At 45.2% G+C, this 15,262-nt stretch carries 14 protein-coding genes; 7 read left to right on the top strand and 7 right to left on the bottom strand.

What is annotated here, in order from left to right; translation table 11 throughout:
• Positions 1–4 precede the first annotated feature (4 nt).
• On the top strand, positions 5–664 hold the full coding sequence (locus FTV25_RS11615; RefSeq protein WP_180003796.1) for a riboflavin synthase: 660 nt from the start codon (positions 5–7) through the stop codon (positions 662–664).
• 109 nt (positions 665–773) lie between these two features.
• On the top strand, positions 774–1,319 hold the full coding sequence (locus FTV25_RS11620; protein WP_004787301.1) for a VTT domain-containing protein: 546 nt from the start codon (positions 774–776) through the stop codon (positions 1,317–1,319).
• A 103-nt stretch (positions 1,320–1,422) separates the two neighbouring features.
• Here the strand turns inward: FTV25_RS11620 and FTV25_RS11625 are convergent, their stop codons facing one another.
• From FTV25_RS11625 to FTV25_RS11635, 3 genes are read right to left on the bottom strand one after another with little or no spacing between them, the layout of a single operon-like run.
• Positions 1,423–2,037, bottom strand: a complete 615-nt coding sequence (locus FTV25_RS11625; RefSeq protein ID WP_159123955.1) for a hypothetical protein — start codon at positions 2,035–2,037, stop codon at positions 1,423–1,425.
• A 26-nt stretch (positions 2,038–2,063) separates the two neighbouring features.
• On the bottom strand, positions 2,064–2,471 hold the full coding sequence (locus FTV25_RS11630) for a DNA polymerase III subunit chi (protein ID WP_034703428.1): 408 nt from the start codon (positions 2,469–2,471) through the stop codon (positions 2,064–2,066).
• Entirely contained in the window at positions 2,464–3,912 is a 1,449-nt protein-coding gene (locus FTV25_RS11635; RefSeq protein ID WP_180003799.1) for a leucyl aminopeptidase, read from the bottom strand. Before FTV25_RS11635 ends, FTV25_RS11630 begins: the two co-directional genes overlap by 8 nt.
• A 156-nt stretch (positions 3,913–4,068) precedes the next feature.
• On the opposite strand from FTV25_RS11635, the gene lptF reads away from it, so the two are divergent.
• The 4 genes from lptF to FTV25_RS11655 all read left to right on the top strand — a co-directional run bounded on the left by lptF (position 4,069) and on the right by FTV25_RS11655 (position 9,110).
• Positions 4,069–5,169 (top strand): LPS export ABC transporter permease LptF, encoded by a 1,101-nt coding sequence (gene lptF / locus FTV25_RS11640; RefSeq protein WP_034703425.1) that lies wholly within the window; start codon positions 4,069–4,071, stop codon positions 5,167–5,169.
• A 2-nt stretch (positions 5,170–5,171) separates the two neighbouring features.
• Positions 5,172–6,242: an LPS export ABC transporter permease LptG gene (gene lptG / locus FTV25_RS11645; protein ID WP_180003801.1), complete on the top strand. Its 1,071-nt coding sequence runs from the start codon at positions 5,172–5,174 to the stop codon at positions 6,240–6,242.
• Positions 6,243–6,366: 124 nt separating this feature from the next.
• A complete protein-coding gene (gpmI, locus tag FTV25_RS11650; protein ID WP_180003803.1) occupies positions 6,367–7,914 on the top strand; it encodes a 2,3-bisphosphoglycerate-independent phosphoglycerate mutase in 1,548 nt (515 codons plus the stop codon).
• 23 nt (positions 7,915–7,937) lie between these two features.
• Positions 7,938–9,110, top strand: coding sequence for a S41 family peptidase (locus FTV25_RS11655; RefSeq protein WP_180003805.1), 1,173 nt, complete (start codon positions 7,938–7,940; stop codon positions 9,108–9,110).
• Here the strand turns inward: FTV25_RS11655 and FTV25_RS11660 are convergent, their stop codons facing one another.
• From FTV25_RS11660 to FTV25_RS11670, 3 genes are read right to left on the bottom strand one after another with little or no spacing between them, the layout of a single operon-like run.
• On the bottom strand, positions 9,111–10,529 hold the full coding sequence (locus FTV25_RS11660) for a sigma-54-dependent transcriptional regulator (protein ID WP_373683630.1): 1,419 nt from the start codon (positions 10,527–10,529) through the stop codon (positions 9,111–9,113). It abuts the gene before it with no gap.
• A gap of 17 nt (positions 10,530–10,546) precedes the next feature.
• Positions 10,547–12,112, bottom strand: coding sequence for a PAS domain-containing sensor histidine kinase (locus FTV25_RS11665; RefSeq protein WP_180003809.1), 1,566 nt, complete (start codon positions 12,110–12,112; stop codon positions 10,547–10,549).
• Positions 12,113–12,139: 27 nt separating this feature from the next.
• Positions 12,140–12,775 (bottom strand): response regulator, encoded by a 636-nt coding sequence (locus FTV25_RS11670; RefSeq protein ID WP_005233474.1) that lies wholly within the window; start codon positions 12,773–12,775, stop codon positions 12,140–12,142.
• A gap of 216 nt (positions 12,776–12,991) precedes the next feature.
• Between FTV25_RS11670 and FTV25_RS11675 the strand changes: the two genes are divergently transcribed.
• The gene (locus FTV25_RS11675; RefSeq protein ID WP_034703413.1) at positions 12,992–14,044 is read left to right on the top strand and encodes a serine hydrolase; all 1,053 of its coding nucleotides are present in this window, start codon (positions 12,992–12,994) and stop codon (positions 14,042–14,044) included.
• 59 nt (positions 14,045–14,103) lie between these two features.
• Here FTV25_RS11675 and thrC read toward each other — a convergent pair whose 3' ends face one another.
• Positions 14,104–15,243 (bottom strand): threonine synthase, encoded by a 1,140-nt coding sequence (gene thrC, locus FTV25_RS11680; RefSeq protein ID WP_104426956.1) that lies wholly within the window; start codon positions 15,241–15,243, stop codon positions 14,104–14,106.
• Between the last annotated feature and the right edge of the window lie 19 nt (positions 15,244–15,262).

The following is a 15,262-nucleotide window of genomic DNA, read 5'->3' on the forward strand; positions in this document are numbered from 1 at the left end:
AAAGATGTTTACAGGTATTATTGAAAGTCTGGGCAAGGTCGAGAGCTTGCAAAGCGTTGGCGGTGATGTACGCTTACGCATCCAGACGGATCTGGATATGTCCGATGTACATCTGGGTGACTCGATTGCCACCAATGGCATCTGTCTGACCGTAATTGACTGGGGTGAGAACTGGTATGCTGCAGACGTATCACGTGAAAGCCTGGACCGGACTACACTGGCTAACTGGAAAGTCGGCCAACCTGTAAATGTCGAAAAGGCAATGCTGCCAACTACACGCTTTGGCGGACATATTGTCTCTGGTCATGTCGATGCGGTTGGTGAAATTACAGTAGTACGTTCCGATGCCCGTTCCATTTATTTTGAAGTGACTGCACCAAAAGAAATTGCCAAATATTTGGCAGAGAAGGGCTCTATAACAGTAGATGGTATCAGCCTGACCATTAACCACTTGCGTGGTAACATCCTTAGTCTGAATCTGATTCCACATACAGCCGAACGTACCAATATTAGTACCTGGAAGTTAGGCACTAAAGTCAATCTAGAAGTGGATGTACTGGCGCGTTATATCGAGCGTTTATTGCTTGGTGACAAGGCCGCAGAAACTATAGAACAGTCTAAAATCAGCATGGAATTCTTAGCCGAAAATGGCTTTTTGAAATAAATCCGCTGAGCAATTACCAGACAGTCTAATTGAAAAATTAGACTGTTTTTTTATTTTTCGGGATAATACGTAGCTCAACTCGCGATTTTAGCCCCAGTGGACAGGTCGAATGCTCGATTTTTTACTTCATCTTGAACAGTCTTTACCTCTATTGCTGGAGCAGTATGGGGTGTGGATCTATGCAATTTTGTTCCTGGTGATTTTTGCGGAAACAGGTTCGCCATTTTTTTTCTTTTTGCCCGGTGACAGTCTGTTGATTGCCGTCGGTGCGCTGTGTTCCAGCTCCGATCTGATTACCTTACACTCCATGGGTTTATTGCTGCTGATTGCTTCGATTCTGGGTTATACCGTGAATTATTATTCAGGCAGGGTGCTCGGATTAAAATATTTCAATGAGCATTCACGGTTTTTCAAACCCGAATATATGGTCAAAACCAATCATTATTTTATGAAACATGGCGGCAAGACGATCTTAATTGCGCGTTTTATTCCCTTTGTACGTTCCTTCGGTCCTTTTGCGGCAGGTTCTGGCCATATGAGCTTTGCAACTTTCAGTTTTTATAATGTGACTGGGGGAATTCTCTGGATTAGCACTCTGCTAGGGGCTGGCTATCTGCTTGGCAATACCGCATTTTTACTGGCTGACTTGTTTTAATTTTAAAGCAGATTTTATAGTTTGATGGAATAAACTAACCAAGACAGGGCATGGATTAGGCTGAAAAATAAAAAGAATCTTTTCAGCCAACTGACTATCAACTTTACTCAGCCAGATCAGAATTTTTCAGAATATAGTCAATTTCTTCTTTGGCTGCAGCGCGTAATTTCTCACGCAGTGCATTGACGGTTTGTTCAATCACAGTTTCTGCTTCGAGTTCCAGACGTAACCGTAAGCTTTCCAGCTCAGATAAAATCTGGGTATCGTCGATATTTAGGCGACCTTTGGCAAAGTCGAGCACCTGATCCGGATTTTTCTGATAACGTGCGGCATAATCCTGAACCTCAGTATCTAGCATATGACGCATTTCAGCCAGCTTCCGGGTCTGCTCGGCAAATTTTCGCTCTTCATCACGGCGTAGCTGTTCGGCATAGGCTTGCTCTTCAGCACGTTTTTCGGCTAAGGCTTTTTCGAGTGCCCGTTGTCTGCGAATACGTGCTTCTTCAATCAGTTCGGCCTTGCGCTGTGCATACGCTGCTTCAATTTTACGCTCAGACTCTTTCTGTAACTGCTGGTCGCGAACGAGCCATTCTTCTACAGCGGTTTCAGGCTTAAGTACTTCACAGATGCGCGAGAGGTCATCGATAAAGGTCTGACGTACAGCCTCAGGCGTGTTTAACCAGCGCTGTTTAAAATCTGGACCTACATTTAATGCCACTTGCATCTCCTTGTTCACGTGATTACTTAGAGCTTAAAGGTATTTGGCTGAATGCCAAAGCCACGATATTGTTTATATTTTTCACGTCCCAGCTGTTTGGCTGGTTCATTGTTTTCAATAATCTCAATAATGTGACTAAATTTCGCATCAGGTTCAAGTGCTTCCGGATTAAAATTAAAAATAATCCAGCCAGGCTGCTCTGGTAATTGAGCCGATATACAAACGGTCGCATCTGGCTGATCGATTCCATGCGGAATAAAGCTGGCAGGATCAAAGTTCCATAGCTTTTCATCCAGTTCCTGCTGTAAGGCAGGATCGGCACACAGCAGCCAGATACGCTCTGGCTGACGCAAAATTTTACGGCATAAACGACAAGTGCTGTCCACTTGTCGTTCAGGGCTTTTTTCAAATAAATAAAAGCTGACCTTAGCCATGCTTTTGAACGCGATTAGCCAGGAATTGCATTAATAGAGGTACTGGACGGCCAGTTGCGCCTTTATTTGGACCTGAATTCCATGCAGTACCTGCAATATCCAAGTGAGCCCAGCGATATTCACGCGTAAAACGTTGCAGGAAGCATGCAGCTGTTACAGAACCGGCTTTAGGGCCACCAATATTGGCAATATCAGCAAATGGTGAATCCAGTTGTTCCTGATAGTCGTCCAGTACTGGCATGCGCCATACACGGTCAAATGCATTTTGGCCGGCGGTTTCAAGCTCTGCAGCCAGCTCATTGTCTGGCGTAAACATACCGGTCAAGACTGAACCTAAGGCCACTACACAAGCACCGGTTAGAGTTGCAATATCAATCACCAGGGCAGGGTTGAAGCGTTTCACATAAGTTAGCGCATCACAGAGTACCAGACGGCCTTCAGCATCAGTATTTAAAATTTCAACAGTTTGACCACTCATGGTGGTTACGATGTCACCTGGACGGGTGGCTTTGCCCGATGGCATATTTTCCGCTGCAGCAATCGCACCTACCACATGAATTGGTAAACGAGATTCGCATAGTGCACGAAGCGTGCCCAGAACTGAAGCTGCACCGCACATATCGTATTTCATTTCATCCATGCCAGCGCCTGGTTTTAATGAAATACCGCCGGTATCAAAAGTAATGCCTTTACCCAGTAATACAACTGGTGCTTCTTCACGATGAGCCAGATATTCAATTGTAATAATACGGCCTGGACGGTCTGAACCTTTGCTAACTGCAAGGAAGGCACCCATACCAAGGTCAGCCATTTGCTGTTCATTAAGTACAGTTACTTTAAGCAGGTCCGGATATTGAGCCGCCAGCGCTTGCGCCTGTTCTGCCAGATATTCTGGGAAACAAATATTGCCAGGACGATTACCCAGATCACGCGCCAGATTCTGACCAGTCTGAACGGCCTGAATCAATTGCAACTGTTCAGCTGTTAGCGGAGTTTCGGCAGCGATGAAATCAATCTGCTGCAGAATAAATTCGTTCTTTTTTGACTTGTATTCGTCATAGCCGTAGCTGGCTTGAGTTAAAGCCAATGCAAACAGATAGTGCAATTCTTGTGGAAGTTGTGTCAGATCAACAGAAATCTGTTTGAATTTTTTTTGAGAGCCTTTAATAATGGCTTGGGCAATTTTCGCCAGTTTTCCCGCTTGTAATTCGGCAGTCTTGCCGAGGCCGATCAGGGCCGCATGCTGAGACTGGCTGACCTGTCCAATCAGGCTTAAACTTTCTGCCAGACCAGCCTTGAATTGAGATGCTTCAATTAATGTATCTAGGCTGTTGATTTGGTATGTTGATGCAGCGCTCTGAATCTGTTCTGAGTCGACTAAAATCAACAAAGATTGACTTGATCCATTCTCTGGGAATGACGTATTAATTGTAAGGTTCATATCTTGTTTTCACGCCTGTTTAGATTTGCAAATCATTCAAGCATTGAAACATTTATCCGAATAGATTTTCAATGGGCAGAGCCACCTAGGTTTTATATTTTTGCTATTCGGGTAAACTAGCACTCGTTTTATGGAGCTCATTTTGGAAGAACTAATTTGATTATTCGGCGTTATCTGGTCAAGCAAGTGGTATCGACCTCCTTGGTGGTGATTGCCTTACTGACCCTTATAATGATGGGCGGTCGTTTGATCAAGTATTTTGGTGTGGCCGCACAGGGGCGTCTGGATGCTGGAATCCTGTTCAGCATCATTGGTTATCGTTTGCCTGAATTCCTGACCTTGATTCTTCCACTTGGGTTCTTTATTGGCTTAATGCTGGTCTTTGGTCGTCTCTATGTTGATCATGAGATGGCGGTCTTAAATGGTAGCGGAATTAGCCGGCATCAGCTGGCACGTCTTTTGATTCCGATGACTTTGGTCTATCTCCTTGCACAAGGCTTTCTCATGTTGTGGGCTTCACCGTGGGGGATTCGACAGTTCGAAGCCTTGACCAGTGAGCAGGCAGTACGAACCGGCTTTGATCTGGTTCGGCCCAAAGAATTTATCTCTTCCGGACCTTATACCATTTATGCCGGAGATCTATCCGAAGATCGCAAAAACCTGAAAGATATCTTCTTCTATCAGCGTGCGGAAAAAGAAGGCAAGCCAGATGTGATGATTCTGGCGCAGGAAGCGACCCGAATTGAAATGCCGAATGATGCGGCCAATGTGGTCGATCTCGTCAATGGCCGCCGCTATGAAATTTATCCAGGCACGCCGCAATATACCCAGGCTGAATTTGAAAGCTATCGTTTACGGATCGAAAGTGATAAAGAAGCAGAACTGGCCAGTGATGAAGTCGAGGCCTTGCCGACCGGACAGCTTTGGAAAAACCGTCAGGATCCGGTGGTAGCCAGTGAGCTTGGTTGGCGTGTCTTTGTACCATTTGCCATTGTAATTGCCCTGATTTTGTCTGTAGCCCTGTCTGAAGTGAGCCCACGTCAAGGTCGCTATCTCAAATTATTCCCGGCACTGATGATCTTTGCCAGCCTGATCGTCGCCCTGATGGCGATCAAAACCCGGGTCAGCAAGGCGGAAATGGGCATTTGGGCTTATCCATTGGTCCTGATCATATATGCCATAGCCGGTGCATTGTTCTCACGTAAACAGAATTTGGCGCCAAAAATTAAAAAACGGATTCAGCGAGTGAGGTCTTAACAATGTTAGCACGTCGTATAGTTGCCAAACATGTGACCGGAACCACCGCGCTGGCGATGCTTGGGGCAACCGCTGTTCTTTCAGGTCTGCAGGTCTTATTTACGTATTTAGGTGAATTGGGTTCCCTGAAAGAAGGCTATGGTGCCTGGGATGCCTTGAAATATGTACTCTGGGGGGCACCGAATTATCTTTATGAAATCCTGCCAATTTCGGCACTGATTGGCGCGGTACTCGGTTTAGGTACATTGGCTTCCAATAGTGAACTGATCATAATGCGTTCAGTCGGAGTCAGTCTGTGGCGGATTGTCGGCTGGGTGATCCGTTCAGCATTGCTATTGGTCGTATTATCGTTTGCCCTGAGCGAGTGGGTGATTCCATATACCAATGAACAGGCCAAAGCAGTCAAAAGCTATAACAAGCCAGTCAAAATTGGTGAAGTGAAAGGTTACTGGACGCGTGAGGGTAATCGCTTTATCTATATTGATTATGCCAACGCCAAGGGCCAGCTGAAAAATGTACAGATGCTGGACTTTGATGACAATTACCGACTGCGGGGTACTCTGGATGCCAAGCAGGGTGAATTCGTCAAAGATGGGGCTTGGAAACTAGATAGCACAGAACAGTTTGATATTTTACAAAACGGCAATGCGACACTGGTACAGCATGATGAGCAACCACTGGCTTTGGCCTTGCAGCCGAAATATGTGCATATGGTGACGATTGATCCGGAAGATTTATCGCCAAGCCAGCTGGTGAGCTTTATGAGCTATATGCATGAATATAGTCAGGTACCTAAAACCTATCAGCTGGCTTTCTGGCAGAAAGTCGGTTCGCCATTTGCCCTGATTGCGCTGGTAGTGATTGCCTGTTCATTTATCTTTGGGCCATTGCGTCAGCAATCGATGGGCTTCCGTTTGGTGATTGCGTTATTCGCAGGGTTAGGCTTCTTCTATCTGCAGGATTTTCTCGGTTATGCCAGTCTGGTCTATGCGCCGTCACCGGCATGGTTTGTATTTATTCCTATTTTGCTGATGTTTGCTATTGGCGGCTACTTGCTCCATCGGGCCCGCTAAACTACAGGAAAATAGAAGAAATCAATCGCAACAAGAGGCTTAAAGCATCGTCTGGTCATGGCCTCTTTTTGCAAAATTCGGTAAACTAGAGCGATTAATTCGTAGACGAAAAGAGTATTTCATTATGACGGATGCAACTGCTGGCAAAATCCCTCACGTTTTGGTGATTATGGATGGTGTGGGTCATCGCGAAGCGGTCGAAGACAATGCGTTTTTAGCGGCTAAACGACCAAATTTAACTGCTATGCAGGAAAAGCATCCGCATGGTTTGATCTCAGGTTCAGGTGAAGATGTCGGCCTGCCTGATGGTCAGATGGGGAACTCTGAAGTCGGTCATATGAATCTTGGTGCTGGCCGTGTGCTGTATCAGGACTTTACCCGTATTACCAAAGATATCCGTACTGGGGCTTTCTTCGAACATGAAGTGCTGGTAGATGCGGTTGAGAAAGCCAAAGCAGCAAATGGCGCAGTCCACATTATGGGTCTGTTGTCTGAAGGCGGTGTGCACTCACACGAAGATCATATCGTGGCGATGGCTGAACTGGCTTTAAAACGCGGTGCTCAGGTTTATCTGCATGCGTTTCTCGATGGCCGTGATACACCACCAAAAAGTGCGCAACCCTCTTTAGAAAAACTGGATGCATTATTTGCTCAATATCCGGGCCAGGGTCGTATTGTCAGCATGATCGGTCGTTATTTTGCCATGGACCGTGACAACCGTTGGGATCGTGTAGAGCAAGCGTATCGTCTGCTGACTGAAGGTGAAGCAATGCGTACTGCAGCTACTGCAGTTGAAGGTCTGGAACAGGCTTATGCTGCAGAGGAATCAGATGAATTCGTAAAAGCGACTCGCATTGGCGACACTGTCAAGATTCAGGATGGCGACAGCGTTGTATTCATGAACTTCCGTGCTGACCGTGCCCGTGAATTGACTCGTGCCTTTGTTGAAAAAGATTTTGCCGGTTTTGAACGTAGGGTTGTACCGAATCTGGCGAAATTCGTGATGTTGACCCGTTATCAGGCGACCATTGATGCGCCAGTAGCCTATATGCCAGAAGCGCTGGTAAATTCTTTAGGTGAGTATCTGTCGAAACTGGGCAAAACTCAGCTACGTATTGCAGAAACTGAGAAATATGCGCATGTAACCTTCTTCTTTAGCGGTGGCCGTGAAGATGAATATCCAGGTGAAAAACGTATCCTGATCCCATCTCCAAATGTTGCGACTTATGACCTGAAACCGGAAATGAGTGCCTATGAAGTAACAGATGAACTGGTGGCAGCGATCAATTCAGGCGAGTTTGACCTACTGGTTGTGAACTATGCCAATGGTGATATGGTCGGCCATACTGGTGTATTTGATGCAGCAGTGAAAGCCGTTGAAGCTGTGGATACTTGCTTAGGCCGAGTTTATGAAGCTGTGATGGCGAAAAAAGGCCATATGATTATTACTGCAGACCATGGTAATGTGGAGCAGATGCAGGATTATCAGAGCGGTCAGGTGCATACCCAGCATACCACTGAACTGGTTCCATTTATCTATGTGGGTCCAAGCTCTGCAACAATCGCAGAAGGTGGCGTATTGGCTGATGTCGCACCAACCCTGCTGAACTTGATGCAAATTCCGGTACCAGCTGAAATGCAGGGTCGCAATCTTATTGAGCTGCACGCTTAATCTTTTATAAAACAGGTATAAGAATGATAAAAACACATGGCAAGTCTGTAGTCTTATCCTGCTTACTGATGTGTTTGAGTCATTCCGCCTGGAGTGCTGTTTCGACCGAGATGGCACTCGATGAACTGGAAATGGATGAACAGGTCTATAATGAAATTCCTGTTACATCCATCCAGGAATTTGTTCAGATTTATGGCATCGTCAAAGATAATTATATTCAAGACAAAAATGACGATGTGCTTTTCCAGCAAGCCATTCAAGGTTTGGTGAGTGGCCTGGACCGCTATTCCCGCTATTTATCTCCTGAAGACTATAAACAGCTGCGTGAATATACTGAAGGTGATCTGGCCAGTATTGATTTTGATCTGCATTTTAATCCACAGCTAAAACAATGGATGGTACAAGGCTTAAGTCTGGATGCTGATTCTGCCAAACAAGGCCTTCGCAATGGTGTCACAGTTTACAAGATTGATGATCAGGTCTTGAGTGCGCTGAAACGTGAGCAAGTGCGAGATTTATTAACCGGTGCCATTGGCTCTACTTTAACGCTCCAGCTTTCTGCGCAAAGTGTACCGATTACACTGGTCCGCAATACCAAAGTGGATACCGAGATTAAATCGACTTTACACAGTAATCAGGTTCTGGTGCTGCAGGTCAAAGTTTTCCAGCAAGATACTGCTAATGAAATCAAACGGATTATTGAAAGTTATTCAACCAATCGCCTGAAAGCAGTGCTGTTTGACCTACGTAATAATCCCGGTGGTTTATTGTCCGCAGCCGTTGAATCGGCAGATTTGTTCCTGAATCAGGGTATTATCGTTTCGACCAAAAGTCGCTCGGAAGGTAATCAGCAATTTCAGGCACTTCCAGGAATTGAGTTTCAGAACCTGAAAGTCGGGATTCTGATCAATAACCGTTCGGCTTCCGCTGCAGAAGTATTTACTGCTGCTCTGAAAGAACATAATCGTGCCTGGGTGGTAGGGGAAAAGAGCTATGGCAAAGGGGTGGTACAGAAACTGTTTCCTTTGAGCAATGGTTCCGCTTTGCAGATGACGGTGTCGCAATACTTTAGCCCGAGCGGCAATATGATCGAAGGACAGGGGATTCAGCCACATTTCACCTATCCTCTCGGTCAGGATGCGCGTGAGGAGAGTTATCTGGAGCACGTCACAGACTTGCTGCTCCTGCAGAAATAATTATTCCTCTTCTTCGGTATCCAGTCCGAATTTTTTCAGACGGTAACGTAAAGACCGGAACGACATCCCCAGTTTCTTCGCGGCCAATGTGCGGTTCCAATGCGTCAGATTCAAAGCATTCAGCAGAATTTCTTTTTCAATTTTTTCTAAATATAGTTCTAGACCTTCTTCAGGGAGTTTCTTGGGAATAATAATCTGATCCGAAGATGAGGTCGGCTCTGCCAGATTGGCAGTTTCTGAGACAGGCGCCATATGACGTAGTGGCGCAGTTTGCAGATGCTGAAGGTCAATCTTATCTTCATCACTCAAAGTAATGGCACGTTCAATGATATTGCGCAGTTCACGCACATTGCCCGGATAATATTGCTCCAGTAAAAATTCTTTACTCCGTTCTGTCAGCTTTTTCGCAGGAATCTCCCATTCCTGACAGATCTTTTGAATAAAATGTTCAGCGAGGAGCAGAATATCCTGGCCGCGCTCACGCAGTGGTGGTAAGACCAGATCCATCACGTGAATACGGAAGAACAAATCCTGACGGAATTTGCCTTGTTGTACCAGCGCATCGAGATCCTGGTGGCTGGCACTAATGACACGGAAATCGACATCAATTTCAGTATCGGAACCGACGGGACGAATGCGTTTTTCCTGGACGGCACGTAACAGTTTGACCTGCATAGATAGCGGTAATTCGGCGATTTCATCTAAGAACAAACTACCTCCATGGGCAGACTGAATTAGTCCTTGTTTGTCCTGAGTCGCGCCAGTAAAGCTGCCTTTCTTGTGGCCAAACAGTTCACTTTCCATTAATTCAGTCGGGATTGCACCGCAGTTAATCGCGATAAAAGGTCCTTCATTGCGGTTACTAAGACGATGGACCAGATTGGCCACCACTTCTTTCCCGGTCCCTGATTCACCAGTAATAAATACCGGAGCTTGAGAACGGGCAATTTTTTTCAAGGTGACCCGCAATTGCTGAATAGGCAGAGATTGTCCAATCAGCAATTTATGTTCTAATGAATCATTGGAATTATTCTGATAATAGTCTACTGGTTTATTCAGTGCTTTTTGCAGCAGTTGTTCCAGATGCTTTTGATTGATCGGTTTGCTAACAAAGTCAAATGCACCTGCCTTGAGTGCAGCAATAGCAATATCCATATTGCCATAAGCCGTTAGAACAGCTACCGGAAGGTGAGGGGAATGCTGGTTAATCCAGTCCAGTAATTGCAGACCATTGCCATCAGGAAGATTTAGATCTGTCAGACAGGCATCATATTGATGATCTGCCAGACATTTTTTCGCATCTTCCAGACGATGGGCAATATGCGTACGGATTCCCATGCGCATCAATGACATTTGCATGAGGGTACACAGATCTTCCTCATCATCCACCAATAAAACCAGTGGTTGTTGTTCCACAATATTTCCCCTTATTCCTTTTATGCTGTCACACGTTGACAGCTAATCCGAAAGCATGCGCCCTGTTCTTGTGAAATGTAGTTGAGTTGTGCCTGATTGGCTTCACAAAAACTGTGTGATAAATATAGTCCGAGTCCCGTTCCATGGATAGACGTGCTGAAAAAAGGTTTAAATAATAATTCCTGATCATGGGTGGCAACACCAGAGCCAAAATCCCGGACATCTATCCATACCTTATGTTCATATGGGTGAATATTCAATTGAATATGGGACGAATCCGGTGAATTATGCCGGATGGCATTACGAATCAGGTTAATTAGAATCTGACGTAACTGGGCTTCATCGAACTGAATTGCCAGTGGTACATCAATATTAAATTGAATCTGGTCCGCCACATCTGCTAAATCTTCCTGAATAAACAGTGGTATAAATTCATTCAGCTGAATTACGACTGGATGGGTTTCTTTATTCTTCACCATATTCAGGGTGTCCTGAATAATCCGGTCAATCCGGGTGGCCTGTCGGCTAATCATCTGATGCAGAACTTGTTGCTGTTCAGGTTCAGAATCGAGATAAAGATCATTGGCCTGTACAATGGCAGCCAGAGGATTGCGAATTTCATGGGCAATACTGGCGGAAAGCTGGCCTAGAGCAGCAAGCTTTAACTGTTGCACCTGCTGATTAAGTTTGCGGGCATCTTGCAGCACGAGGAGAGTCAGAGTCTGGTGCGGCACAATCAGCTTTTGTACCTGCACGTGAATATTATAACGACTCTGCTGGGATTCAAATTGAAACCGCTCGCCATTTTCCAGATTTTCAAAACGGATCAGTTCAAACAGGTCATTTTGAGATTGGTATAACGAAAATCTTTCATGGGCATACATTGGCTCAATGCCGAGCAGATGACAGGCAGCCGGATTACTGAGCACCACATGGTAATTCTCATCTAAAACCAGATAGCCGGTTTCAATCTGTTCCAGAATATAGCGGTTAATATTCTGTAAGCGATATAGTTCCAGCGATTGAGAAAAATTCAGGTTTTCCAGAATCTGAAAGCGCCGTACCGCAATTTGTCCTGAGCCATAGACGACAAAAAACAAAAAGGCCAGCAGGGCACTATTCCCGATATTGGTAAGCGAGGAAAAGGCAAAAATACTGCCGATAAAATGCTGATAGATGATACTAATCACCGCAATCAGGGTGATGATCAGGGCCTTCTTGGCATCCAGTAATAATGAAGCTGAAAAAATGGTAATAACAAAAATCAGTCCGAGATGGACATTTGGACCCTGACTGGCCAAGGTCAATAAACTGAGAAAAAAGACATCGCTGGCAAAAATTAGAATGAACTGCGGCTGAATCAGGCGCTTTACCCATCTCAGCGTAAACAGCTGCACAGTATTGACGGCGACGCCAATCATTAAGGTATAGTGATAGAGTTTAGGATACTGATAATCCGCAGTCATATCAGGATAAGTCAGCAGGAAAATCAACAACAGACCCGTGCTGATAATCAGGCGGTAGGCGCTATACCATAGGCCCAGATGATATTGATTCAGTTCAGAATAACTGGATGTTTGCGCCATAGAAACCGCATTAAGCAGAGGGTTAAATTAAGGTTTAATCAGGCCATAGCGCATTGCAAGATGGGTCAGTTTAACATCACTATCGATATTGAGTTTTTCGAAGATCCGGTAACGGTAAGTATTAACTGTTTTAACACTTACAAACAGCTTGTCGGCAATTTCCTGCGCGCTGATACAGTTCACTACCATCATGGCTACCTGCATTTCACGTTCAGACAGTGCGTCAAAAGGAGATTGCTGGGTATCGGACAGGTAAGAACTCGCCAGCTGTTCAGCAATGTCGGCACTGAAATATTTACCGCCCTGCATGACTTTATTGATGGCACGGACCATCTCTGATACAGGTGCACCTTTGGTGATATAACCTTTGGCACCTGCTTTCAATAATAGTGAAGGATAAGGTTCTTCAGCCAGGCCACTGACCGCAAGAACTTTGGTTTCAGGAGCAGTCTGTAGCAAACGGCGTGTGGTTTCTACACCACCGATACCTGGCATGTTGACATCTAACAGAACCACATTGGGATGATGCTGACGGACGAGGGTAATTGCTTCTTCACCAGATTCAGCCTGTCCAATCACCTGAACATCCGCATGGTCTTCCAGCATTCTGCAAATTCCAGTACGAACTAATTCATGGTCGTCGACAACTAAAACTGTGATCACCTAGACTCTCCCTCATTAAAAAATCATTTTTTTGTTACATAAAGCAAAATAAGCTTGCAATGAAACTACAAAATTAGCAATCCTATTCGCAGATTAAATCTGAAACTTATCACATAGTGTCAAGAACAAAAAATGTTCGGCATTGTGTTTAAATGTAAGGCATATTAGAGGTAATACGCAAATCAATCTTACCTCTGTTAGTTGAGTGAAGGAATAGTGAAGAAAATAAACAAGTCTTTAAGGCATCTACTCGGCCTGTCCGTGTTAATCAGCATGAGCACGACAAGTTTTGCTGAAATCATTATGAATTCTGGCACAACAGAGGGCGGATCCAGCATCAGCTGGTCTTCTGATGAAGTCAATCAGCTCATGAATGATAATTTGAGCGTATCTGCTGCAGAACCTTCACCACCAGGTTCAGCAACTGTTACGACGACGATTCGTCAGGGCGGCGCACCAGCACCAGTACCGACAAAACCTGTGCAGATTATTGATAATAGTCATTTTATTAATCAACCTGCTGTAAGTGCGCGTGCAGCTCTGGTGATGGATTCACAGACGGGTGAAGTGTTATTCAGTAAAAATACCAATAATGCTTACCCGATTGCGTCGATTACTAAATTGATGACTGCAGTAGTGATTTCAGATGCGCGTTTGAATATGTCTGAAAAAATTACCCTGCAACAGGCTGATTTTTCCTGTGCAGGCTGTAAGAGCTCAAGTTCTACCTTAAGAGCCGGGGACAGCATGAATCGTGCTGAAGCCTTATTATTTGCTTTGATGAAGTCTGAGAACCCGGCTGCAGCTGCATTGGCGCGTACTTATCCAGGCGGTCGTGCAGCCTTCATTGCGAAGATGAATGCCAAAGCTAAAGAGCTGGGCATGAATTCAACCCACTATATGGAATCTACTGGCCTGCATCCTGGCAATGTGTCTTCTGCACGTGATTTGGGGATTCTGGTCAATACCGCTTCACAGTATGGCCTGATCCGTCAATTCTCTACCACTGCCAGCTATGATTTCAACCTGGGTTACCGTGTATTGAAATCCAACAACACCAATTCACTGGTGCGTAATGGTGGTTGGAATATCAATCTGTCTAAAACCGGTTATATTAATGAAGCAGGACGTTGTGTCGTCATGCACACCACCTTGAATAACCGTCCTGTGGTGGTCGTGGTATTAGGTGCGGATTCAACTGCTGCACGTACCAATGATGCGACTCGTCTGATGACTTGGGTATCTAGCCTGCCTAAACAACGTGTTTAATCTTTTTTAAGCGCATATAAAAAGCCCTGCAATTGCAGGGCCTTTTATTTCAATCTAAATTACATATTAGAAAGAATTGATTCACGAACCTGTTCTAAAGTTGCGTCAATTGAAAGCATTACGGCATCAGAACATTGTTTGATCGCAGTATCCGGATCTTTCAGACCGTTACCAGTTACAGTACACACGATCACAGAACCTTCAGCAATTTTACCTGCTTTAATGTCACGGATTGCGCCACCGATTGAAGCTGCAGATGCAGGTTCTACGAATACGCCTTCATACATAGAAAGAAGACGTTGCGCTTCCAGAATCTCGGCATCAGTCAGTTCATCGAACCAGCCTTTAGAATCACGAACAACCGCTTTCGCATGGTTCCAGCTTTGTGGATTACCGATACGGATTGCAGTTGCAACAGTCTCAGGATTTTCAACAGGTGCACCACGAAGGAAAGGTGCAGCACCAGAAGCCTGGTAACCTACCATTGTTGGCAGACCTTCAGGTTTAGGACCAGTGAAGGCATCAGTAGCAGCGTCGTAAACCACTTGCTCAAACTCGCCAGCAGGCTGATTTGCAACCGCTTCGGTATAACCCATCCAGTGCGCAGTAATGTTACCCGCATTACCTACAGGCAGGCAGTGGTAATCTGGTGCACGGCCCAATTCATCCACGATTTCGTAAGCAATGGTTTTTTGACCTTGCAGACGGTATGGGTTGATTGAGTTAACAATCGTCACAGGTGCTTTATCAGCGATTTCTTTTACCAGACGCATACCGTCATCGAAGTTACCGCGGATTTGCATGGTGATCGCACCATACATCATCGCTTGCGCCATTTTACCCATCGCAATTTTGCCTTCTGGGATTAAAACAAACGCTTTGATACCTGCACGCGCTGCATAAGCTGCAGCAGCAGCTGAAGTATTACCTGTAGAAGCACAGATAATCGCTTTAGAGCCTTCTTCAACCGCTTTTGTTACCGCCATGGTCATACCACGGTCTTTAAATGAACCAGTCGGGTTTAAGCCCTCGTACTTCACATAAATTTCAACATTTTTGCCAATAATGCGCGGAATATTCGCAAGCTTAATCAGTGGCGTGTTACCTTCACCCAGAGAAACGGCTTTAGTAGTTGCAGACACTGGTAAACGGTCGCGATAGCGGTCAACTAAACCAGTATAACGATTGGCATTCGACATGATGATGTTCCAATTGTGT

The sequence above is a fragment of the Acinetobacter sp. YH12249 genome (assembly GCF_013417475.1).
Taxonomy (GTDB): Bacteria; Pseudomonadota; Gammaproteobacteria; order Pseudomonadales; family Moraxellaceae; genus Acinetobacter.

Bases quoted from the DNA above. Each gene is read 5' to 3' on its own strand.
- FTV25_RS11615 (WP_180003796.1), top strand. From the start codon at position 5: ATGTTTACAGGTATTATTGAAAGTCTGGGCAAGGTCGAGAGCTTGCAA.
- FTV25_RS11620 (WP_004787301.1), top strand. From the start codon at position 774: ATGCTCGATTTTTTACTTCATCTTGAACAGTCTTTACCTCTATTGCTG.
- FTV25_RS11630 (WP_034703428.1), bottom strand. From the start codon at position 2,471: ATGGCTAAGGTCAGCTTTTATTTATTTGAAAAAAGCCCTGAACGACAA.
- FTV25_RS11635 (WP_180003799.1), bottom strand. From the start codon at position 3,912: ATGAACCTTACAATTAATACGTCATTCCCAGAGAATGGATCAAGTCAA.
- lptG (WP_180003801.1), top strand. From the start codon at position 5,172: ATGTTAGCACGTCGTATAGTTGCCAAACATGTGACCGGAACCACCGCG.
- gpmI (WP_180003803.1), top strand. From the start codon at position 6,367: ATGACGGATGCAACTGCTGGCAAAATCCCTCACGTTTTGGTGATTATG.
- FTV25_RS11655 (WP_180003805.1), top strand. From the start codon at position 7,938: ATGATAAAAACACATGGCAAGTCTGTAGTCTTATCCTGCTTACTGATG.
- FTV25_RS11665 (WP_180003809.1), bottom strand. From the start codon at position 12,112: ATGGCGCAAACATCCAGTTATTCTGAACTGAATCAATATCATCTGGGC.
- thrC (WP_104426956.1), bottom strand. From the start codon at position 15,243: ATGTCGAATGCCAATCGTTATACTGGTTTAGTTGACCGCTATCGCGAC.